A 20,740-nucleotide genomic window follows, 5' to 3' on the forward strand; every position below is an offset into this window, starting at 1 on the left:
GGATGAACTTGTGATCGCCCTCTCCCTCGCCGAGATCGCAGCAGTCGTCGGCGGGCAGACGCACGACATACCGGATCCGTCCGTCCAGGTCACGGGACCGGTCGTCCGGGACTCACGCGAAGTGGTGCCCGGCAGCCTGTTCGCCGCCTTCGTCGGCGAACGCGTGGACGGCCACGACTTCGCCGCGCAGGTCGTCGAGGCCGGCGCGGTCGCCGTACTGGCGTCCCGCCCGGTCGGGGTGCCCGCGATCGTGGTCGAGGACGTGCAGACCGCGCTCGGCGCCCTCGCCCGGCACGTCGTACGCCGGCTCGGTGCGACGCTCGTCGGCCTGACCGGCTCGGCGGGCAAGACCAGCACCAAGGACCTGATCGCCCAGGTCCTGCGGCGCAAGGCGCCGACGGTGTTCACGCCCGGCTCGCTCAACAACGAGATCGGGCTGCCGCTGACCGCCCTGTCCGCCACCGAGGAGACCCGGTTCCTGGTCCTGGAGATGGGCGCCCGCGGGATCGGGCACATCCGCTACCTCACCGAGCTGACCCCGCCGAAGGTCGGTCTGGTACTGAACGTCGGCAGCGCCCACATCGGCGAGTTCGGCGGCCGGGAGCAGATCGCCCAGGCCAAGGGCGAGTTGGTGGAGGCGCTGCCCGCCGCGGACGAGGGCGGGACGGCGATCCTCAACGCCGACGACCCGCTGGTGCGGGCCATGGCCTCCCGTACCAAGGCGAAGGTGGTCCTTTTCGGAGAGTCGGCCGAAGCGGACGTACGTGCCGAGAACGTGCGACTCACGGACAGCGGACAACCCTCCTTCAGGCTCCACACACCCTCCGGTGCAAGTGATGTGACCATGCGCCTGTACGGTGAGCACCACGTGTCGAACGCGCTCGCCGCGGCCGCCGTCGCCCATGAGCTGGGCATGTCCGCGGAAGAGATCGCCACCGCGCTCTCCGAGGCGGGCTCCCTCTCCCGCTGGCGCATGGAGGTCACCGAGCGCCCGGACGGCGTGACCATCGTCAACGACGCCTACAACGCCAACCCCGAGTCCATGCGGGCCGCCCTTCGGGCGCTCGCGGCCATGGGCAAGGGGCGCCGCACGTGGGCGGTGCTCGGCAGGATGGCCGAGTTGGGGGACGAGGCGCTCGCCGAGCACGACGCCGTCGGACGGCTCGCCGTCCGGCTCAACGTCAGCAAGCTCGTCGCCGTCGGGGGGATTGAGGCCTCCTGGCTGCAACTGGGCGCATATAACGAGGGTTCGTGGGGTGAGGAGTCGGTGCACGTGTCCGACGCACAGGCGGCGATCGACCTGTTGCGCAGCGAGTTGCGCCCGGGGGACGTCGTGCTCGTGAAGGCGTCCCGTTCGGTGGGTCTGGAGAGCGTTGCCCAGGCGCTCGCCGAGACCGGTGCCGAGGGCGAGGTTGCCGCCCGATGATGAAGCAGATCCTGTTCTCAGGAGTCATTGGCCTCTTCCTGACGCTGATCGGCACCCCACTGCTGATCAAGCTTCTCGCCCGCAAGGGCTACGGCCAGTACATCCGTGACGACGGCCCGCGCGAGCACGCCAGCAAGCGCGGTACGCCGACCATGGGCGGTATCGCCTTCATCCTGGCGACCATCGCGGCGTACTTCCTGAGCAAGCTCATCACCGGTTACCCGCCCACCTACTCCGGGCTGCTGGTGCTCGGCCTGATGTTCGGCATGGGCCTGGTCGGCTTCCTCGACGACTACATCAAGATCGTCAAGCGGCGTTCGCTGGGCCTGCGGGCCAAGGCGAAGATGGCAGGACAGCTGATCGTCGGCATCGCCTTCGCGGTGCTGTCGCTGATGTTCTCCGACGCGCGCGGCAACACCCCGGCCTCCACCAAGCTGTCCTTCATCACCGACTTCGGCTGGTCGATCGGCCCGGTGCTGTTCGTGATCTGGGCGCTGTTCATGATCCTCGCGATGTCGAACGGCGTGAACCTCACCGACGGTCTGGACGGCCTGGCCACCGGCGCCTCCGTGCTGGTCTTCGGCGCCTACACGTTCATCGGTGTCTGGCAGTTCCAGGAGTCCTGCGCCAACGCGCAGACCCTGACCAACCCGGCCGCCTGCTACGAGGTGCGCGACCCGCTCGACCTCGCCGTGATCGCCTCCGCGCTGATGGGCGCCTGCCTGGGCTTCCTGTGGTGGAACACCTCGCCGGCGAAGATCTTCATGGGCGACACCGGCTCGCTCGCCCTCGGCGGTGTCCTCACCGGCCTGGCCATCCTCTCCCGCACGGAGCTGCTGCTGGCCATCATGGGCGGCCTGTTCGTCCTCATCACCATGTCGGTCGTCATCCAGGTCGGCTCGTTCCGCCTCACCGGCAAGCGTGTCTTCCGGATGGCACCGCTCCAGCACCACTTCGAACTCAAGGGCTGGTCCGAAGTCCTGGTGGTGGTCCGATTCTGGATCATCCAGGGCATCTGTGTCATTGTCGGACTGGGCCTCTTCTACGCAGGATGGGCAGCGGACAAGTGACCACCGGCTCGGAGCTCTTCGACTTCCAGGGCAAGCACGTCACCGTCGCCGGGCTCGGCGTCTCCGGCGTGCCGGCGGCCAGGGTGCTGCACGCGCGGGGGGCGGTCGTCACGGTCGTCAACGACGGCGCCGACGCACGCGCGCGTGAACAGGCCGCGGAGCTGGAGGCGCTCGGCGTCACCGTGCGCCTCGGCGACGGCGCGACCCTGCCGGAGGGCACCGAGCTGATCGTCACCGCGCCCGGCTGGAAGCCCGACAAGCCGCTGTTCCGGGCGGCCGAGGATGCGGGTGTGCCCGTCTGGGGCGATGTGGAGCTGGCCTGGCGGCTGAGGGGCCCGGACGCGGCCCCGTGGCTCGCCGTCACGGGCACCAACGGCAAGACCACGACCGTCCAGATGCTCGCGTCGATCCTGAAGGCCGCGGGGCTGCGCACCGCCGCCGTCGGCAACATCGGCGTCTCCCTGCTGGACGCGGTCCTCGGCGAGGAGGAGTACGACGTCCTCGCCGTGGAGCTGTCCAGCTACCAGCTGCACTGGGCGCCCTCGCTGCGCGCCCACTCGGCGGCCGTCCTCAACCTCGCCCCGGACCACCTCGACTGGCACGGCTCCATGGAGGCGTACGCGCGCGACAAGGGTCGTATCTACGAAGGCAATCGGGTCGCCTGCGTCTACAACACGGCCGACAAGCGCACCGTGGAGCTGGTGCGGGAGGCCGACGTCGAGGAGGGCTGCCGCGCCGTCGGCTTCACCCTCGGCACGCCCGCGCCCTCCCAACTCGGCGTCGTGGACGGCATCCTGGTCGACCGCGCCTTCGTGGAGAACCGGCAGAAGCACGCCCAGGAGCTGGCCGAGGTCTCCGACGTCGACCCGCCGGCCCCGCACAACATCGCCAACGCCCTTGCCGCGGCGGCCCTCGCGCGTGCCTTCGGGGTGCCCGCCAAGGCCGTACGCGAGGGCCTGCGGGCCTTCCGTCCGGACGCGCACCGCATCGCGCACGTCACCGACCTCGACGGGGTGGCGTACGTGGACGACTCCAAGGCGACCAACACGCATGCCGCGGAAGCCTCGTTGGCGGCATATGAGCAGATCGTATGGATTGCGGGCGGTCTGGCGAAGGGTGCGACCTTCGACGAGTTGGTCGCCAAGTCGGCGAAGCGACTTCGCGGTGCCGTCCTGATCGGCGCCGACCGTGCCCTGATCCGCGACGCCCTCGCGCGACACGCGCCGGAAGTACCCGTGGTCGACCTCGACCGGACCGACACTGGGGCGATGCTCCAGGCGGTGACGGAAGCGAAGCGGCTCGCACAGCCCGGCGACACGGTGCTGCTGGCCCCGGCCTGCGCCTCCATGGACATGTTCACCAACTACAACCAGCGCGGTGACGCGTTCGCGGCGGCGGTCCGCGAACTCGAAGCGGGCGCCTGACCGCGGGTCTCGGCCACACAGGGTGCTTCGGGACCCTCGGAGGAACGGGAGACTCGGATGTGGCTGAGGTCGGGAGGAGCCGGTGATGTCCGGTAGCCGTACAGGTCGTCCTCCGGTCGGGCGGGCCGTCAAGCGGCCCCCCGCGCCGCGCCTTCCCCGCGAGAACCCCGTACAACGTTTCTGCACCCGCGCCCGCAAAGCCTGGGACCGGCCGCTGACCGCCTACTACCTGATCGTCGGCGGCACCCTGCTGATCACCGTGCTGGGTCTGGTGATGGTCTACTCGGCCTCCCAGATCACCGCGCTGCAGCTCTCGCTGCCCGGGTCGTACTTCTTCCGCAAGCAGTTCCTCGCCGCGCTCATCGGCGGCGTCCTGCTGCTCGCGGCCTGCCGCATGCCGGTGAAGCTGCACCGGGCGCTCGCCTATCCGATCCTCGCCGCCGCCGTCTTCCTGATGGTCCTGGTGCAGATCCCCGGTATAGGGATGGCGGTCAACGGCAACCAGAACTGGATCTCCCTCGGCGGCTCGTTCCAGATCCAGCCCAGCGAGTTCGGCAAGCTGGCCCTGGTGCTGTGGGGCGCGGACCTGATCGCCCGCAAGCAGGAGAAGAAGCTGCTGAGCCAGTGGAAGCACATGCTGGTACCCCTGGTCCCGGTCGCCTTCCTGCTGCTCGGACTGATCATGCTCGGCGGCGACATGGGTACGACCATCATCCTGACGGCGATCCTCTTCGGACTGCTCTGGCTCGCGGGGGCGCCGACCCGGCTGTTCTCCGGGGTGCTGAGCGTCGCCGGGCTGCTCGCCGGGCTCGCCATCTGGTCCAGCCCGCACCGGCTCAACCGGCTCAGCTGCATCGCCGCCACCGACCCCGGTCCGAACGACATGTGCTGGCAGGGCGCGCACGGCATCTACGCCCTCGCCTCCGGCGGACTCTTCGGCTCCGGTCTCGGGGCAAGTGTGGAAAAATGGGGTCAACTCCCGGAGGCGCACACCGACTTCATCTTCGCCGTCACCGGTGAGGAACTGGGCCTGGCGGGGACGCTGTCGGTGCTCGCCCTGTTCGCGGCTCTAGGCTATGCGGGTATCCGCGTGGCCGGACGCACGGAGGACCCCTTCGTGAGGTACGCCGCGGGAGGCGTGACCACCTGGATCACCGCCCAGGCGGTGATCAACATCGGTGCGGTGCTCGGTCTGCTGCCGATCGCCGGTGTGCCCCTCCCGCTGTTCTCCTACGGAGGGTCCGCCCTGCTGCCGACCATGTTCGCCATCGGGCTGCTGATCGCCTTCGCGCGCGACGAGCCCGCTGCGCGGGCGGCGCTTGCGATGCGGCAACCTCGCTTTGGTAGAAAGCGGAGGACTGGGGGCTCCGGGTCCGGTCGGAGTCCCCGGAGATGGAACACGATGCGACGGCGCGCCTCGGCGGCGCGTCCGTCCGGAGAGCGGTGAATTTCGGTGCATGTCGTACTCGCCGGTGGGGGGACCGCCGGCCACATCGAGCCCGCGCTCGCCCTCGCGGACGCCCTGCGCAGGCAGGACCCGACCGTGGGGATCACGGCCCTGGGCACGGAGCGCGGCCTGGAGACCCGGCTCGTCCCCGAGCGCGGCTACGAACTGGCGCTGATCCCGGCGGTGCCGCTGCCCCGCAAGCCGACCCCCGAGCTGATCACCGTCCCGGGCCGGCTGCGCGGCACCATCAAGGCCGCCGAGCAGATCCTGGAGCGCACCAAGGCGGACGTCGTGGTCGGTTTCGGCGGTTATGTCGCCCTGCCCGGCTACCTGGCGGCCAAGCGCCTCGGTGTGCCCATCGTGATCCACGAGGCCAACGCCCGTCCCGGCCTGGCCAACAAGATCGGCTCGCGGTACGCGGCCCGGGTCGCCGTCTCCACGCCGGACAGCAAACTGCGCGACGCCCGCTACATCGGCATTCCGCTGCGCCGCTCCATCGCCACCCTGGACCGCGCCGCCGCGCGCCCGGAGGCCCGGCACCGCTTCGGCCTCGACCCGAACCTTCCCACGCTGCTCGTGTCCGGCGGCTCCCAGGGCGCCCGGCGCCTGAACGAGGTGACGCAGGCGGTCGCCCCCTGGCTCCAGCAGGCCGGCATCCAGATCCTGCACGCGGTCGGCCCGAAGAACGAACTGCCGCAGGTGCAGCAGATGCCGGGAATGCCCCCCTACATCCCGGTAAGTTACCTGGATCGGATGGACCTCGCCTACGCCGCGGCCGACATGATGCTCTGCCGCGCGGGCGCGATGACCGTCGCCGAACTCTCCGCCGTCGGGCTCCCGGCCGCCTACGTCCCGCTGCCCATCGGCAACGGCGAACAGCGGCTCAACGCCCAGCCGGTCGTGAAGGCCGGCGGCGGACTCCTCGTCGACGACGCGGACCTCACGCCCGAGTGGGTGCAGCAGAACGTCCTGCCCGTGCTCGCCGATCCGCACCGGCTGTACGAGATGTCCCGCGCGGCAAGCGAGTTCGGCCGCCGGGACGCCGACGAGCTGCTCGTCGGCATGGTGTACGAGGCGATCGCCTCGCGCCACCACTAGCATCGGCGAGTGAGCCGAAGGGGCTCTCGGCACCGGCTTGGGCGCCCCGGAGGTGAACCGAGCCAAGAAAGGGAGCGCGCGTGGCCGGACCGACGACCGCCGAGCGCGGTGAACGCCAGCAGGAGTCGTCCGGCCCGCCGCTCGTCCGCGGGCTGAGGCGGCTGCGCCTTCGTACGATCGTCGTTCTGGCCGTAGTTGGTGTCCTGCTCGGCGCCGGTGGCGTCTGGGTGCTGTACGGCTCCTCCTGGGTGCGCGTCGAGCACGTCTCGGTGTCCGGCACGCGCGTGCTGACCCCTGCCGAGGTACGGGACGCGGCAGCCGTACCGGTCGGGGCGCCGATGATCTCCGTCGACACCGACGGCATCGAGGCCCGGCTCCGCCGGAAATTGCCCCGGATCGACACCGTTGACGTGGTCCGCGCCTGGCCGCACGGAATCGGTCTGAAGGTGACCGAGCGCAGTGCGGTGCTGCTGGTCCGCAAAGGGCGGGACTTCATCGAAGTCGACCGCGAAGGTGTTCGGTTCGCCATGGTTTCGCGGGCGCTGAACGGTGTGCCCCTGCTGGAACTGTCCGCTTCCCGCACGGGCTCGGGTGCCGCGAGCCTCCGCCGCTTCGGCACCGGCAGGCTGGTGCGCGAGGCCGTCCAGGTCGCGGCCGACCTGCCGGACGCGGTGGCGGGGGACACCCGGACCGTCCAAGTCCGTTCCTACGACGACATCTCGCTGGAGTTGGCCGCCGGGCGGACGGTCGCCTGGGGCAGCGCCGAGAACGGCCACGCCAAAGCACGGACCCTCACAGCTCTCATGAAAGCAGCTCCCGCCGCACGGCACTTCGATGTCAGCGTCCCCACCGCCCCTGCCACTTCGCGGAGTTGACGCACATCAGCGCAGGCCAGCACCCTGGTTGGGCACTGCTACGCCTGATCACATAGGGTGAAAAGAAAAACGGGAGGTTCGGCGTGTTCGTTGAACGGGCGCCACTTGTCGACTTAGTGTCCTGTTCAGAAGACTCCAGGGAACAGACACACTGGTAACCCTAAACTTCAGGGTTAGGGTTCGGGTCGGCGCTACGGACCGTCCCATTCGGCATCCGTCGTCCCGGCGCGGGGCAACCGCACGGCGACGACAACGTAATTCGAGGCGAGAGGCCTTCGACGTGGCAGCACCGCAGAACTACCTCGCAGTCATCAAGGTCATCGGTGTCGGCGGCGGTGGTGTCAATGCCATCAACCGGATGATCGAGGTCGGTCTCAAGGGCGTCGAGTTCATCGCCATCAACACCGACGCACAGGCGCTGTTGATGAGCGACGCCGACGTCAAGCTGGACGTGGGCCGCGAACTCACCCGCGGACTCGGCGCCGGAGCCAACCCGGCCGTCGGCCGCAAGGCCGCCGAGGACCACCGCGAGGAGATCGAGGAGGTCCTCAAGGGGGCCGACATGGTCTTCGTGACGGCCGGTGAAGGCGGCGGCACCGGCACCGGCGGCGCACCCGTCGTGGCCAACATCGCGCGCTCGCTCGGCGCCCTCACCATCGGCGTGGTCACGCGCCCGTTCACCTTCGAGGGGCGGCGCCGCGCGAACCAGGCGGAGGACGGCATCGCCGAACTGCGCGAAGAGGTCGACACCCTCATCGTCATCCCCAACGACCGGCTGCTGTCCATCTCGGACCGCCAGGTCTCGGTCCTGGACGCCTTCAAGTCCGCCGACCAGGTCCTGCTCTCCGGTGTCCAGGGCATCACCGACCTCATCACCACGCCGGGCCTGATCAACCTCGACTTCGCCGACGTGAAGTCGGTCATGTCCGAGGCGGGTTCGGCCCTCATGGGCATCGGCTCGGCCCGCGGCGACGACCGTGCGGTGGCCGCCGCCGAGATGGCGATCTCCTCGCCGCTGCTGGAGGCCTCCATCGACGGCGCCCGCGGTGTGCTGCTCTCCATCTCCGGCGGCTCCGACCTCGGCCTGTTCGAGATCAACGAGGCCGCCCAGCTGGTCAGCGAGGCCGCCCACCCCGAGGCCAACATCATCTTCGGCGCGGTCATCGACGACGCCCTCGGCGACGAGGTGCGGGTCACCGTGATCGCGGCGGGCTTCGACGGCGGCCAGCCTCCGGCCCGCCGGGACAATGTCCTCGGCTCGGCCTCGACGTCCACGGGCTCCCGCCGCGAGGAGTCCGCCCCGGTACGGCAGCCCGAGCCCAGCCGCCCCTCCTTCGGTTCGCTCGGCAGTGTCAAGCCCAGGGAGGAGCCGGAGCCGGTGACCGAGCCGGCGGCCGACATCCCGGTGCCCCCGCCGGTCACCCCGGCGCCGCGGACCCCCTACGCGGACAGCGCGGCCGAGGAGCTGGACGTCCCGGACTTCCTCAAGTGATAAGACGGCGCGAGAGCGTGAGCGGCGCGCACTTCGCCTTCACCGACCGGTGGGGCGGGGTGAGCGCCGCTCCGTATGAGGAGCTGAACCTCGGCGGCGCGGTCGGCGACGGCCCGGAGGCCGTACGGGCCAACCGGGTCATCGCGGCCGAGTCGCTCGGTGTCGACCCGGACCGGGTCGTGTGGATGAACCAGGTGCACGGCGCCGACGTGGCCGTGGTGGACGAGCCCTGGGGCGAGCACCCGGTGCCCGAGGTCGACGCGATCGTCACTCCCCGCCGCGGGCTCGTCCTCGCCGTCCTCACCGCCGACTGCGTGCCGGTGCTGCTGGCCGATCCGGTGGCCGGGGTCGCCGCGGCGGCGCACGCGGGCCGGCCCGGCATGGTCAAGGGCGTCGTCCCGGCCGCCGTACGGGCGATGGTCGACCTCGGCGCCGAGCCGGGCCGGATCGTCGCCCGCACCGGACCGGCCGTGTGCGGGCGGTGCTACGAGGTGCCCGAGGAGATGCGCGCCGAGGTGGCGGCCGTCGAGCCGGCGGCGCACGCCGAGACCAGCTGGGGCACGCCGGCGGTCGATGTGAGCGCCGGCGTGCACGCGCAGCTCGACCGGCTCGGGGTGTGCGACCGGGCGCAGTCGCCGGAGTGCACGCTGGAGTCGGACGATCACTTCTCGTACCGCCGTGACCGCACCACCGGGCGGCTCGCGGGCTACGTCTGGCTGGACTGATGGGGCATGACGGACCGTAAGACCGAACTCGCCGCAAATCTGGCGAAAGTGGAGGGGCGCATCACCGCCGCGTGTGTGGCGGCCGGACGCAAGCGGGAGGAGGTGACCCTGATCGTGGTCACCAAGACCTACCCGGCGAGCGATGTGCGGATCCTGGCCGGACTCGGTGTGCGCCATGTCGCCGAGAACCGCGACCAGGACGCGGCGCCGAAGGCTGCCGCATGTGCGGATCTGCCCCTTAAATGGCATTTTGTGGGTCAGTTGCAGACCAACAAGGTGCGTTCTGTGGTCGGTTACGCCGATGTCGTGCAGTCCCTCGACCGCGCCAAGCTCGTCACCGCCCTGTCGAAGGAGGCCGTACGGGCAGGCCGTGAGATCGGCTGCCTGATCCAGGTCGCGCTGGACGCGGAGGAGAGCGGCCGTGGGGAGCGCGGAGGCGTGGCCCCGGACGGAATCGAAGAGTTGGCCGACCTCGTCGCACGGGCGCCGGGGCTGCGACTCGACGGGCTGATGACCGTCGCTCCGCTGGCCGGACGGTACGCGGGGCGCGAACGAGCGGCGTTTGAACGGCTCATGGATTTGTCGACCGACCTGCGCCGAGCCCATCCGGCTGCAACCATGGTGTCGGCAGGGATGAGTGCGGACCTCGAACAGGCCGTGGCTGCCGGGGCGACACATGTGCGCGTCGGCACTGCGGTACTCGGAGTCCGCCCCAGGCTCGGGTAACGTCGCCAAGAAGTCGGACCACAGCAGAAAATATGGTCAGTGCCTGTGAAGGCGGGCGCAACGACCTCGTGGATCGCGGGCACTTGGCAGTCGTCAGCCGATCCACCACAGAGCGGAGGACTCAGAGCATGGCCGGCGCGATGCGCAAGATGGCGGTCTACCTCGGCCTCGTGGAGGACGATGGGTACGACGGCCGCGGATTCGACCCCGACGACGACTTCGAGCCCGAGTTGGACCCGGAGCCGGAACGGGACCATCGACGGCACGAGTCGTCACATCAGTCACATAACGCACATCAGCCCCAAAGGGACGAAGAGGTGCGAATCGTGCAACCGCCCGCGCCGCGCGAGCCGGTGGCCCGTTCGACTTCGCTCGCCGCTGAATCCGGGCGTCCGGCGCGGATCGCGCCCGTGGCATCCATCACACAAGAACGCCAGTCCCTCGAGAAGAACGCACCGGTGATCATGCCCAAGGTCGTGTCCGAGCGAGAGCCTTACCGGATCACCACGCTTCACCCCCGGACCTACAACGAGGCCCGTACCATCGGGGAACACTTCCGTGAGGGCACCCCGGTGATCATGAATCTGACTGAGATGGATGACACAGACGCGAAGCGACTTGTCGACTTTGCGGCCGGTTTGGTGTTTGGTCTTCACGGCAGCATCGAGCGGGTGACGCAGAAGGTGTTCCTGTTGTCTCCTGCTAACGTCGATGTCACGGCGGAGGACAAGGCCCGCATCGCAGAGGGCGGGTTCTTCAACCAGAGCTGAGACGCAGGCAACCGGATCAGGTTCGGAAGAGCACGGACAGGGGAGAGGGAAGCGCAGGCCATGAGCGTGTTCATCACGGTGGTCCACACCGCGCTGCTGGTGTTCCTCGTCGTGCTCATCTTCCGGCTCGTGATGGACTACGTGTTCCAGTTCGCCCGCTCGTGGCAACCCGGCAAGGCGATGGTGGTCGTACTGGAGGCCACCTACACTGTCACCGATCCACCGCTGAAGCTTCTGCGGCGGTTCATCCCGCCGCTGCGTCTCGGGGGCGTGGCGCTCGACCTGTCCTTCTTCGTACTGATGATCATCGTCTACATCCTCCTCTCCATCACGGGGAGCTTCATGTGATGAGGGTGGACGATACGGTCTTGCCGACTGCCGATGACTACGTTGAGGTGAAGAGATGCCGTTGACCCCCGAGGACGTGCGGAACAAGCAGTTCACGACCGTCCGCCTCCGAGAAGGCTATGACGAGGACGAGGTCGATGCCTTCCTCGACGAGGTCGAAGCCGAACTGACCCGTCTGCTCCGCGAGAACGAGGACCTGCGTGCCAAGCTGGCCGCGGCGACCCGTGCGGCGGCCCAGAACCAGCAGAACATGCGCAAGGGCCCGCCGGAGCAGGACCAGCAGCACCCCCAGCATCCCCAGCACCCGCAGCACCCGCAGCAGCAGGGCATGCGAGGTCCCGGCGCTCCGGTGCCCGCCGGGATATCGGGCCCGCCGCAGCAGCAGATGGGCGGCCCCATGGGGGGCCCGCCCCAGCTGCCGAGCGGTGCCCCGCAGCTGCCCGCCGGTCCCGGCGGTCAGGGCGGCCCGCAGGGTCCCGGCCCGATGGGTCAGGGTCCGATGGGTCAGGGTCCGATGGGTCAGGGCCCGATGGGCGGCCAGCCGCCCATGCAGCAGCCGATGGGCGGCCCCATGGGTGGTCCCATGGGCATGCCCGGTCAGGGCCCCGGCGGCGACAGCGCCGCCCGTGTCCTCTCGCTGGCCCAGCAGACCGCCGACCAGGCGATCGCCGAGGCCCGCTCCGAGGCCAACAAGATCGTCGGTGAGGCCCGCAGCCGCGCCGAGGGTCTGGAGCGTGACGCCCGTGCCAAGGCCGACGCCCTGGAGCGGGACGCGCAGGAGAAGCACCGCGTCGCGATGGGCTCCCTGGAGTCCGCCCGCGCCACGCTGGAGCGCAAGGTCGAGGACCTGCGCGGCTTCGAGCGCGAGTACCGCACGCGCCTGAAGTCGTACCTCGAGTCCCAGCTGCGCCAGTTGGAGACCCAGGCCGACGACTCCCTGGCCCCGCCGCGGACTCCGGGGACCGCGTCGCTGCCGCCGTCCCCGGCGCCCTCCATGGCCCCGGCCGGCGCGAGCGCCCCGTCCTACGGCGGTAACCAGACGATGGGCGGCAACCCCGGTCCGTCCCCGTCCTACGGCGGTCAGCAGCAGATGACCCCGGCCATGACCCAGCCCATGGCCCCGGTTCGCCCGCAGGGCCCGTCCCCGATGGGACAGGCACCCTCGCCGATGCGCGGGTTCCTGATCGACGAGGACGACAACTGAGCATCGGGCACTAGTACGACAACGGCGTCGGCAGCGCTCAACAGGGCGGGCCCCCGGACTTCGGTCCCGGGAGCCCGCCCTGTTTTACGCGGGTTGAGAGGCAAGTGCCGGACGGGACCATGAAGAGGGCCCGGCTCCTTCACGGGATGCTGTTGGTTCGTTCGGGCCTGCGTGTGACGTCGGCCTTCGAGACCCGGTTGTGGTCTTGAAGGCCGACGTTGTCGTATGGGGCGGGTGCGGATGTCGATGCAGCCGAAGGGGTCTGGAGAGGTCCCGTCGGAGACGGTGCGGGTGGCGCGGGCTGCGTTCCCGAAAGGGAGTCTGGCGGTTCGGGTGCGGGACGAGCCGGGGCCGTTGTTCAGCGACGGGCAGTTCGCTGGCCTGTTCCCGGCGCGGGGGAAGCCTGCCTGGTCACCGGGGCGACTGGTGCTGGTGCTGGTGTTGCAAACTCGCCCAACGGAATCCAGCGCGAACTCAACCTGCGGCCCCGCGAGGAATACCACGCTCCCCAACAGGCCCGTGCCCTCCAGGCCACAGACGGCTGGAAGGCCCGCTACAGGATCCGGGCTGGCGTCGAAGGCACCATCTCCCAGGCAGTCCAAGCCTGCGACTTGCGCAGAACACGCTACCGAGGCCTCGCCAGGACCCGCCTCCAGCACCAGCTCACCGGCGCCGCCGTCAACCTCGTCCGTATCAACGCCCGGCTCACCAACACGCCCCGAGCCCGCACCCGAACCAGCCCCCTTACAGCACTTCGCCCCGCCGTACAACGACGGGGCGAAGCAACCAGGCCCGAATCAACCAACAGCAGCCTTCACGGAGTCCGGGCCCTCTCGGCTCGCCGGGTGCTTACGCCTTCCGCAGGCGGAACGCCAGCGACAGACCCTCGTCGGTGAACGGCTCGCCGAAGGTGTCGTCGGCCTCACCCTGGGCGAAGTCGGTCGACAGGACCTCCTCGGCGATCAGCGCGCTGTGCTCGGCCAGCGCCGCGACCACCGTCGGGTCGGTGGAGGTCCAGCGCAGAGCGATCCGGTCGGCCACGTCCAGCCCGCTGTTCTTCCGGGCCTCCTGGATCAGCCGGATCGCGTCCCGGGCCAGGCCCGCCTGCCGCAGCTCCTCCGTGATCTCCAGGTCCAGGGCGACCGTGGCACCCGAGTCGGAGGCCACCGACCAGCCCTCGCGCGGGGTCTCGGTGATGATCACCTCGTCCGGGGCGAGGGCGACCGTCTCGCCGTCGACCGTCACGGAGGCCGTGCCCTCGCGCAGCGCCAGGGACAGCGCCGCCGCGTCCGCGTCCGCGATCGCCTTCGCCACGTCCTGCACCCGCTTGCCGAACCGCTTGCCCAGCGCCCGGAAGTTGGCCTTGGCGGTGGTGTCCACCAGCGAGCCGCCGACCTCGGACAGCGACGCCAGCGAGGACACGTTCAGCTCCTCGGTGATCTGGGTGTGCAACTCGGGGTCCAGGGAATCGAAGCCGGCCGCCGCGATCAGCGCGCGGGACAGCGGCTGACGCGTCTTGACACCCGACTCCGCGCGCGTGGCGCGGCCCAGCTCCACCAGCCGACGGACCAGGACCATCTGCTTCGACAGCTCCGGGTCGATCGCGGACAGGTCGGCCTCAGGCCAGACGGCCAGGTGCACCGACTCCGGCGCGCCCGGGGTCACCGGCACGACCAGGTCCTGCCACACCCGCTCGGTGATGAACGGGGTGATCGGCGCCATCAGCCTGGTGACCGTCTCCAGCACCTCGTGCAGCGTGCGCAGCGCGGCCTTGTCGCCCTGCCAGAAACGGCGGCGCGAGCGGCGGACGTACCAGTTGGACAGGTCGTCGACGAACGCGGACAGCAGCTTGCCGGCGCGCTGGGTGTCGTACGCCTCCAGGGACTGCGTCACCTGGTCGGTCAGCGCGTGCAGCTCGGACAGCAGCCAGCGGTCCAGCAGCGGGCGCTCGGCCGGGGCCGGGTCCGCGGTGCTGGGCGCCCACTGGGACGTACGCGCGTACAGCGCCTGGAAGGCGACCGTGTTCCAGTACGTCAGCAGCGTTTTGCGGACGACCTCCTGGATGGTGCCGTGGCCGACCCGACGGGCCGCCCAGGGGGAACCGCCGGCCGCCATGAACCAGCGCACCGCGTCCGCGCCGTGCTGGTCCATGAGCGGGATCGGCTGCAGGATGTTGCCGAGGTGCTTGGACATCTTGCGGCCGTCCTCGGCCAGGATGTGGCCCAGGCAGACGACGTTCTCGTACGACGACTTGTCGAAGACGAGGGTGCCGACGGCCATCAGCGTGTAGAACCAGCCCCGGGTCTGGTCGATGGCCTCGGAGATGAACTGCGCCGGGTACCGGCTCTCGAACAGCTCCTTGTTCTTGTACGGGTAGCCCCACTGCGCGAACGGCATCGAACCCGAGTCGTACCAGGCGTCGATGACCTCCGGAACGCGCGTGGCCGTCTGTCCGCAGCCCTCGTGCGGGCAGGCGAAGGTGACCTCGTCGATGTACGGGCGGTGCGGGTCCAGGTCCGACTGGTCGCTGCCGGACAGCTCGGTCAGCTCCGCGCGGGAGCCGACGCACGTGAGGTGGCCCTCCTCGCAGCGCCAGATCGGCAGCGGGGTGCCCCAGTAGCGGTTGCGGGACAGCGCCCAGTCGATGTTGTTGTTCAGCCAGTCGCCGTACCGGCCGTGCTTGACCGTGTCGGGAAACCAGTTGGTCTTCTCGTTCTCCTGGATGAGGCGGTCCTTGATCGCCGTCGTGCGGATGTACCAGGAGGGCTGCGCGTAGTAGAGCAGCGCGGTGTGGCAGCGCCAGCAGTGCGGGTAGCTGTGCTCGTACGGCAGGTGCTTGAAGAGGAGGCCGCGCTGCTTCAGGTCCTCGGTGAGCTTTTCGTCCGCCTTCTTGAAGAAGACGCCGCCGACCAGTGGTACGTCCTCCTCGAAGGTGCCGTCCGGGCGGACCGGATTGACCACCGGCAGACCGTAGGAACGGCAGACCTTGAGGTCGTCCTCACCGAAGGCGGGGGACTGGTGGACCAGACCCGTACCGTCCTCGGTCGTCACGTACTCGGCGTTCACCACGAAGTGCGCCGGCTCCGGGAACTCCACGAGCTCGAACGGACGTCGGTACGTCCAGCGCTCCATCTCCGCGCCGGTGAAGGTCTGGCCCGTGCTCTCCCAGCCCTCGCCGAGCGCCTTGGCGAGCAGCGGCTCGGCGACGACGAGCTTCTCCTCGCCGTCGGTCGCGACGACATAGGTCACCTCGGGGTGCGCGGCGACGGCCGTGTTGGACACCAGGGTCCAGGGGGTCGTCGTCCACACCAGGAGCGCGGCCTCGCCGGCGAGCGGACCGGAGGTGAGCGGGAAGCGGACGTACACGGACGGGTCGACGACCGTCTCGTAGCCCTGCGCCAGCTCGTGGTCCGACAGGCCGGTGCCGCAGCGCGGGCACCAGGGGGCGACGCGGTGGTCCTGGACGAGGAGCCCCTTGCCGAAGATCTCCTTCAGCGACCACCAGACCGACTCCACGTACTCGGGGTCCATGGTCCAGTAGGCGTCGTCCAGGTCGACCCAGTAGCCCATGCGGGTCGTCAGCTCGGCGAAGGCGTCGGTGTGCCGGGTCACGGACTCGCGGCACCTGGCGTTGAACTCGGCGATGCCGTAGGCCTCGATGTCCTGCTTGCCGGAGAAGCCCAGCTCCTTCTCGACCGCGAGCTCGACGGGCAGGCCGTGGCAGTCCCAGCCGGCCTTGCGGGCCACGTGGTAGCCGCGCATGGTGCGGAAGCGGGGGAAGACGTCCTTGAAGACGCGCGCCTCGATGTGGTGGGCGCCGGGCATGCCGTTGGCGGTGGGCGGCCCTTCGTAGAACACCCATTCAGGGCGGCTGTCGGACTGCTCCAGGCTCTTGGCGAAGATCTTCTGGTCGTGCCAGAAGTCGAGCACGGCGTGCTCAAGAGCGGGCAGGTCGACCTGTGCGGGCACCTGGCGGTACGTCGGCGCTGTCATCTGCGAGCATCCTCCAACGGACTTGCTGCCTTCCGTCGGAGGGACGAGAGCCTTCGATCCTGCCTACGCCGTGTGCGGCGCGCTCCCGCGGTACCACCCTCCTTGGCCCTCCGCCGCGCGTACGCGCCGGTGAGCCCCCTCATTGGGGTCGCGAAGCCGGTTCTACTCGCCCTCGCCCAGTGGCTCCGGCTTTCTTCCGGCGGCTCCGGGGTGATCTTCACGTCGCGCTCGCCCCCGGGCTCACACCGTCCCCGGGTCGCTCTGGGCCGCGTACGCCGCTACTCGTCCCCATCCACGCTTTTCGCTCCGCCCAGTGTACGGCGCCGAGCGGACAGCGGCTGACCGGTTTCCACGCGGTGCGGCCGAGGGCTCCACGGCGGCCCGGGATGACCCGAACGGCCAGGGGGCGGGCGCCCGGATCCGGGGAGGCCGGGCACGGCGGATTACCCGGCGGGGAGCTGGGCACAACCGATGCAGGCCCGCTGCGCCGGGGGTGCGGGCGGGCGAATCAGGCGGTGTGCCCCGTTGCCGCGGGACTCAAGTCGATTTATCGTCCCAGCACGATTCGCGAACATGATCACAATATGTGAAGGGGTCGCGGCCATGGTGGCGAAAAAGACCGCCGTACAGCAGCCGGCGACCGGCCGACGCCGGGACGCGGCCGCCTCCGGCGCCGCGGCCGCCTCGGGCGGCGAGGCCAGGCGAGCGGCCGGGAAGAAGAGGCTGACCGGCGGCGGGAACGCGGAGCCGGCCGGGAGGAGGACGGCGCTGAGAGACCCGGCACCGAAGGAGCCGGCCGCCCGGAGGACGGCGGGCAGCGGGGCCGCGGCCGGTGCCGGGGCCACGGCCGGGAAGAGGACGGCCCCCGGGAAGTCCGCCGCCAAGACGTCGGCGGCCAGGGCATCCGCAGCGAAGAGGTCCGCTGCCGGGGGCACGGTCGCTGAGAAGACCGTGGCCAGGAAAGCCGCGCCCGAGAAGGCCTCGGCCGGAAAGGCCGCCGCCGGTCAGGGCACCGCCGAGGCGGCGGCTGCCCAGAGGGCGGCAGCGAGGGTTACGGCCGCCAAGAAGACCGCCGTCAAGGAGACAGCCGCCGAGAAGTCCGCCGCCAAGCGGACCCCGGCCAAGGAGACCTCGCCCGGGACCTCGGGAGGGAGGGCCGCGGCGGGGAAATCCGCTGCCAGGACGGCGGCCGGTGAGAAAGCCTCGGCGTCCGGCAAGAGGACGGCGGCCAGGACCGCGTCGGCCGGGAAGGCGGGAACCCGCGACGCGGCGACGGAGGCGGCTCCTCCCGAGAAGGCGGCTCCGTCCGAGAAGGCGGCTCCGTCCAGGAAGGCGGCGGCCGAGAAGACCGGCGGCAGGAAACCGGTGGCGAAGGGAGCGGTGGACGAGACGGCCGTGGAGAAGCCGGCGGCCGGGAAGGCCGGCGGCGGGAAGGCGGCCGCACCGGGCGTCTCCCCGGAGGCGGCCGACACGAGCAGGGCCAAGACAGCGGGCGCGGCGCGGGCCGCCAAGCAGACGGGAGCCACGACAGTGGTTGCGAAGAAGACTCCTGGCACGGCCACGGCGGAAACCGCCGTTCCCAAGGCGCGGGACGCCGCGGTGGAGCCCGGCGAGCTGGCGGTGCGCCCCGGCGAGGATCCCTGGACGGCAAAGGAGGTCGCCGAGGCCCGTGCCGAACTGCTGTCCGAGGCGGAGCGGCTGCAGGAGGAGATCAGCTCCTCCGAGGCGTCTCTCGCGGGGCTGATGCGGGACTCCGGGGACGGCGCGGGCGACGACCAGGCCGACATCGGCGCCAAGAACATCACGCGCGAGCACGAGATGGCGCTGGCCGCGGGCGCGCGCGACATGCTGATCCAGACCGGGCGCGCCCTGGACCGGCTGGACGCGGGCACCTACGGCCTGTGCGAGAGCTGCGGCAACCCCATCGGCAAGGCCCGGATGCAGGCCTTCCCCCGGGCCACCCTGTGCGTCGAGTGCAAGCAGAAGCAGGAACGCCGCTCCTGAATGAGCGCGGCCGTGTCGTAGTCTCGTCCTCAGTCAGGCACCTAGGTTGAGGGACTCACGTGGCAGAGGCGGAGCGCATCATCGGTACGCCGGACACCCCGGACGGCAGCGGCGAGCAGGCCCCGGCTCAGGAGCGGGGGCGTCGCGGGCGCCGGATCGCCCTGCTGTTCGCGGTGGCCGCGTTCGCGTACGCCCTCGACCTGACCAGCAAGTTGCTCGTGGTCGCCAAGCTGGAGGGCCACGAGCCGATCAAGCTCGTCGGGGACTGGCTTGAGCTGAGCGCCACCCGCAACCCGGGGGCGGCCTTCGGCTTCGGCCAGGCCTTCACGGTCATCTTCACCCTGATCGCCGCGGCCGTGATCGTGGTGATCATCCGACTGGCCCGCAAGCTGTACAGCTATCCCTGGGCCATCGCCCTCGGCCTGCTGCTCGGCGGCGCGCTCGGCAACCTCACCGACCGGATCTTCCGGTCGCCCGGCGTCTTCGAGGGCAAGGTCGTCGACTTCATCGCGCCCAAGGGCTTCGCGGTGTTCAACCTGGCCGACTCGGCGATCGTGTGCGGCGGCATCCTGATCGTGCTGCTGTCCTTCCGGGGCCTCGACCCGGACGGCACGCTCCACAGGGACTGAGGCCGGCGCCGTCCGCGGCGGGTTTTCCACAGGCTCGTGCGGGCCGGTTCCACCCGTCCGGCATACTCGACGGGTGAGCACGATTCCCGAGATCCGTACCCTGCCCGTGCCCGACGGTCTGGAGGGCGAGCGCGTCGACGCCGCCATCTCCCGCATGTTCGGCTTCTCCCGCACCAAGGCGGCGGAGCTGGCCGCGGCCGGCAAGGTCCAGGTCGACGGCACGGTGGTCGGCAAGTCCGAGCGGGTGCGCGGCGGCGCCTGGCTGGAGGTCGAGATGCCTCAGGCGCCCGCGCCGGTGCAGATCGTCGCCGAGCCGGTCGAGGGCATGGAGATCGTGCACGACGACGAGGACGTGGTCGTGATCGTCAAGCCGGTCGGCGTGGCCGCTCACCCCTCGCCGGGCTGGAGCGGCCCCACCGTCATCGGCGGCCTCGCCGCCGCCGGATACCGGATCTCCACCTCCGGCGCCGCCGAGCGCCAGGGCATCGTGCACCGCCTCGACGTGGGCACCTCGGGCCTGATGGTGGTCGCCAAGTCGGAGCGGGCCTACACCTCGCTCAAGCGCCAGTTCAAGGAGCGCACGGTCGACAAGCGCTACCACACGCTGGTCCAGGGCCACCCGGACCCCACGAGCGGCACGATCGACGCGCCGATCGGCCGTCACCCGAACCACGACTACAAGTGGGCGGTCACGGCCGACGGCAAGCCCTCGGTGACGCACTACGACCTCATCGAGGCGTTCCGCGCGGCCTCGCTGCTGGACGTGAAGCTGGAGACCGGCCGGACCCACCAGATCCGCGTCCACATGGCCGCCCACCGTCACCCCTGTGTCGGCGACCTCACCTACGGCGCCGATCCGACGCTCGCCAAGCGGCTGCGCCTGACCCGCCAGTGGCTGCACGCCGTGCGCCTCGGCTTCGAACACCCCGCCGACGGCCAGTGGGTGGAGTTCGAGAGCGAGTATCCCGCGGACCTCCAGAAGGCCCTCGACCAGGTGCGGGAGGAGACGTACGCATGAACGTGCCGTACACGGTCCGGGTCGCCGAGGACGCCGTCGACCGCGAGGCCTGCTTCGCGGTCCGCAAGGAGGTCTTCGTCCGCGAGCAGGGCGTCGCCGAGGACATCGAGTACGACGCCTACGACGCGGTCGCCGTGCATGTGCTGGCGGTCCGCGAGGACGGTGTGCCGCTGGGCACCGGGCGGCTGCTGCACGGCGAGACCGCGACGGCGAAGACCGGCGGGGATCCCTCGGTGGGCTCCCTGGGGCGGCTCGCCGTCGCCGGCGAGGCCCGCGGACTCGGCGTCGGCGCGGCCCTGGTGCGGGCCATCGAGGACGCGGCACGCGCGCGTGGCCTCACCACGGTCGACCTGCACGCGCAGACCCCCGCGCTGGGCTTCTACGAGCGCCTCGGCTACACGGCGTACGGTCCGGAGTTCCCGGACGCCGGCATCCCGCACCGGGCGATGCGCCGCGCCGTGTAGACCTCGCGCCGCGCCCGGCGTAGGCAG

Annotated in this window: 17 protein-coding genes and 1 pseudogene; 17 read left to right on the forward strand and 1 reads right to left on the reverse strand. The window is 70.5% G+C overall.

The window, feature by feature from the left end; all coding sequences use genetic code 11:
- Positions 1-10 precede the first annotated feature (10 nt).
- From AC5WRT_RS09435 to AC5WRT_RS09495, 13 genes and pseudogenes are all read left to right on the forward strand, one after another.
- Positions 11-1,426, forward strand: coding sequence for a UDP-N-acetylmuramoyl-tripeptide--D-alanyl-D-alanine ligase (locus AC5WRT_RS09435; protein WP_496092502.1), 1,416 nt, complete (start codon positions 11-13; stop codon positions 1,424-1,426).
- Positions 1,423-2,496, forward strand: a complete 1,074-nt coding sequence (gene mraY / locus AC5WRT_RS09440) for a phospho-N-acetylmuramoyl-pentapeptide-transferase (RefSeq protein WP_330340593.1) — start codon at positions 1,423-1,425, stop codon at positions 2,494-2,496. Before AC5WRT_RS09435 ends, mraY begins: the two co-directional genes overlap by 4 nt.
- Positions 2,478-3,920 carry a UDP-N-acetylmuramoyl-L-alanine--D-glutamate ligase gene (murD, locus tag AC5WRT_RS09445; protein WP_496092503.1) on the forward strand — a complete coding sequence of 481 codons (1,443 nt, stop codon included), beginning with the start codon at positions 2,478-2,480 and terminating at the stop codon, positions 3,918-3,920. Before mraY ends, murD begins: the two co-directional genes overlap by 19 nt.
- Before the next feature lie 85 nt (positions 3,921-4,005).
- On the forward strand, positions 4,006-5,367 hold the full coding sequence (gene ftsW / locus AC5WRT_RS09450) for a putative lipid II flippase FtsW (RefSeq protein ID WP_496092504.1): 1,362 nt from the start codon (positions 4,006-4,008) through the stop codon (positions 5,365-5,367).
- A 6-nt stretch (positions 5,368-5,373) separates the two neighbouring features.
- Positions 5,374-6,465, forward strand: coding sequence for an undecaprenyldiphospho-muramoylpentapeptide beta-N-acetylglucosaminyltransferase (murG, locus tag AC5WRT_RS09455; protein WP_496092505.1), 1,092 nt, complete (start codon positions 5,374-5,376; stop codon positions 6,463-6,465).
- Positions 6,466-6,545: 80 nt separating this feature from the next.
- Positions 6,546-7,340 carry a cell division protein FtsQ/DivIB gene (locus AC5WRT_RS09460; RefSeq protein WP_496092506.1) on the forward strand — a complete coding sequence of 265 codons (795 nt, stop codon included), beginning with the start codon at positions 6,546-6,548 and terminating at the stop codon, positions 7,338-7,340.
- Positions 7,341-7,620: 280 nt separating this feature from the next.
- Complete coding sequence (gene ftsZ, locus AC5WRT_RS09465) at positions 7,621-8,832, forward strand: cell division protein FtsZ (protein WP_496092507.1); 1,212 nt, start codon at positions 7,621-7,623, stop codon at positions 8,830-8,832.
- Positions 8,833-8,849: 17 nt separating this feature from the next.
- Positions 8,850-9,557 carry a peptidoglycan editing factor PgeF gene (pgeF, locus tag AC5WRT_RS09470; RefSeq protein ID WP_496100116.1) on the forward strand — a complete coding sequence of 236 codons (708 nt, stop codon included), beginning with the start codon at positions 8,850-8,852 and terminating at the stop codon, positions 9,555-9,557.
- Between the two features lie 6 nt (positions 9,558-9,563).
- Entirely contained in the window at positions 9,564-10,283 is a 720-nt protein-coding gene (locus AC5WRT_RS09475; protein ID WP_496092509.1) for a YggS family pyridoxal phosphate-dependent enzyme, read from the forward strand.
- Between the two features lie 128 nt (positions 10,284-10,411).
- The gene (locus AC5WRT_RS09480) at positions 10,412-11,053 is read left to right on the forward strand and encodes a cell division protein SepF (protein WP_496092510.1); all 642 of its coding nucleotides are present in this window, start codon (positions 10,412-10,414) and stop codon (positions 11,051-11,053) included.
- A 60-nt stretch (positions 11,054-11,113) separates the two neighbouring features.
- Positions 11,114-11,401, forward strand: a complete 288-nt coding sequence (locus AC5WRT_RS09485; protein WP_023551437.1) for a YggT family protein — start codon at positions 11,114-11,116, stop codon at positions 11,399-11,401.
- 55 nt (positions 11,402-11,456) lie between these two features.
- Positions 11,457-12,605, forward strand: coding sequence for a DivIVA domain-containing protein (locus AC5WRT_RS09490; protein ID WP_496092511.1), 1,149 nt, complete (start codon positions 11,457-11,459; stop codon positions 12,603-12,605).
- Positions 12,606-13,054: 449 nt separating this feature from the next.
- Positions 13,055-13,369 (forward strand): annotated as a pseudogene (locus tag AC5WRT_RS09495) (transposase); the annotation flags it as partial.
- Positions 13,370-13,454: 85 nt separating this feature from the next.
- Here AC5WRT_RS09495 and ileS read toward each other — a convergent pair.
- Positions 13,455-16,598, reverse strand: coding sequence for an isoleucine--tRNA ligase (gene ileS, locus AC5WRT_RS09500; protein WP_496092512.1), 3,144 nt, complete (start codon positions 16,596-16,598; stop codon positions 13,455-13,457).
- A 603-nt stretch (positions 16,599-17,201) separates the two neighbouring features.
- Here ileS and AC5WRT_RS09505 point away from each other — a divergent pair.
- The 4 genes from AC5WRT_RS09505 to AC5WRT_RS09520 all read left to right on the forward strand — a co-directional run bounded on the left by AC5WRT_RS09505 (position 17,202) and on the right by AC5WRT_RS09520 (position 20,713).
- Positions 17,202-18,602: a TraR/DksA family transcriptional regulator gene (locus AC5WRT_RS09505; RefSeq protein WP_496100117.1), complete on the forward strand. Its 1,401-nt coding sequence runs from the start codon at positions 17,202-17,204 to the stop codon at positions 18,600-18,602.
- Positions 18,603-18,661: 59 nt separating this feature from the next.
- Positions 18,662-19,231 carry a signal peptidase II gene (gene lspA, locus AC5WRT_RS09510; protein WP_496092514.1) on the forward strand — a complete coding sequence of 190 codons (570 nt, stop codon included), beginning with the start codon at positions 18,662-18,664 and terminating at the stop codon, positions 19,229-19,231.
- A gap of 73 nt (positions 19,232-19,304) precedes the next feature.
- Complete coding sequence (locus tag AC5WRT_RS09515; RefSeq protein ID WP_496092515.1) at positions 19,305-20,249, forward strand: RluA family pseudouridine synthase; 945 nt, start codon at positions 19,305-19,307, stop codon at positions 20,247-20,249.
- Positions 20,246-20,713 (forward strand): GNAT family N-acetyltransferase, encoded by a 468-nt coding sequence (locus AC5WRT_RS09520; RefSeq protein WP_496100118.1) that lies wholly within the window; start codon positions 20,246-20,248, stop codon positions 20,711-20,713. Before AC5WRT_RS09515 ends, AC5WRT_RS09520 begins: the two co-directional genes overlap by 4 nt.
- Positions 20,714-20,740 lie beyond the last annotated feature (27 nt).

The sequence above is a fragment of the Streptomyces sp. NTD91 genome, from assembly GCF_059510455.1.

Bases quoted from the DNA above. Each gene is read 5' to 3' on its own strand.
- mraY (WP_330340593.1), top strand. From the start codon at position 1,423: ATGATGAAGCAGATCCTGTTCTCAGGAGTCATTGGCCTCTTCCTGACG.
- murD (WP_496092503.1), top strand. From the start codon at position 2,478: ATGGGCAGCGGACAAGTGACCACCGGCTCGGAGCTCTTCGACTTCCAG.
- ftsW (WP_496092504.1), top strand. From the start codon at position 4,006: ATGTCCGGTAGCCGTACAGGTCGTCCTCCGGTCGGGCGGGCCGTCAAG.
- AC5WRT_RS09475 (WP_496092509.1), top strand. From the start codon at position 9,564: ATGACGGACCGTAAGACCGAACTCGCCGCAAATCTGGCGAAAGTGGAG.
- AC5WRT_RS09480 (WP_496092510.1), top strand. From the start codon at position 10,412: ATGGCCGGCGCGATGCGCAAGATGGCGGTCTACCTCGGCCTCGTGGAG.
- AC5WRT_RS09485 (WP_023551437.1), top strand. From the start codon at position 11,114: ATGAGCGTGTTCATCACGGTGGTCCACACCGCGCTGCTGGTGTTCCTC.
- AC5WRT_RS09490 (WP_496092511.1), top strand. From the start codon at position 11,457: ATGCCGTTGACCCCCGAGGACGTGCGGAACAAGCAGTTCACGACCGTC.
- ileS (WP_496092512.1), bottom strand. From the start codon at position 16,598: ATGACAGCGCCGACGTACCGCCAGGTGCCCGCACAGGTCGACCTGCCC.
- AC5WRT_RS09505 (WP_496100117.1), top strand. From the start codon at position 17,202: ATGGTGGCGAAAAAGACCGCCGTACAGCAGCCGGCGACCGGCCGACGC.
- AC5WRT_RS09520 (WP_496100118.1), top strand. From the start codon at position 20,246: ATGAACGTGCCGTACACGGTCCGGGTCGCCGAGGACGCCGTCGACCGC.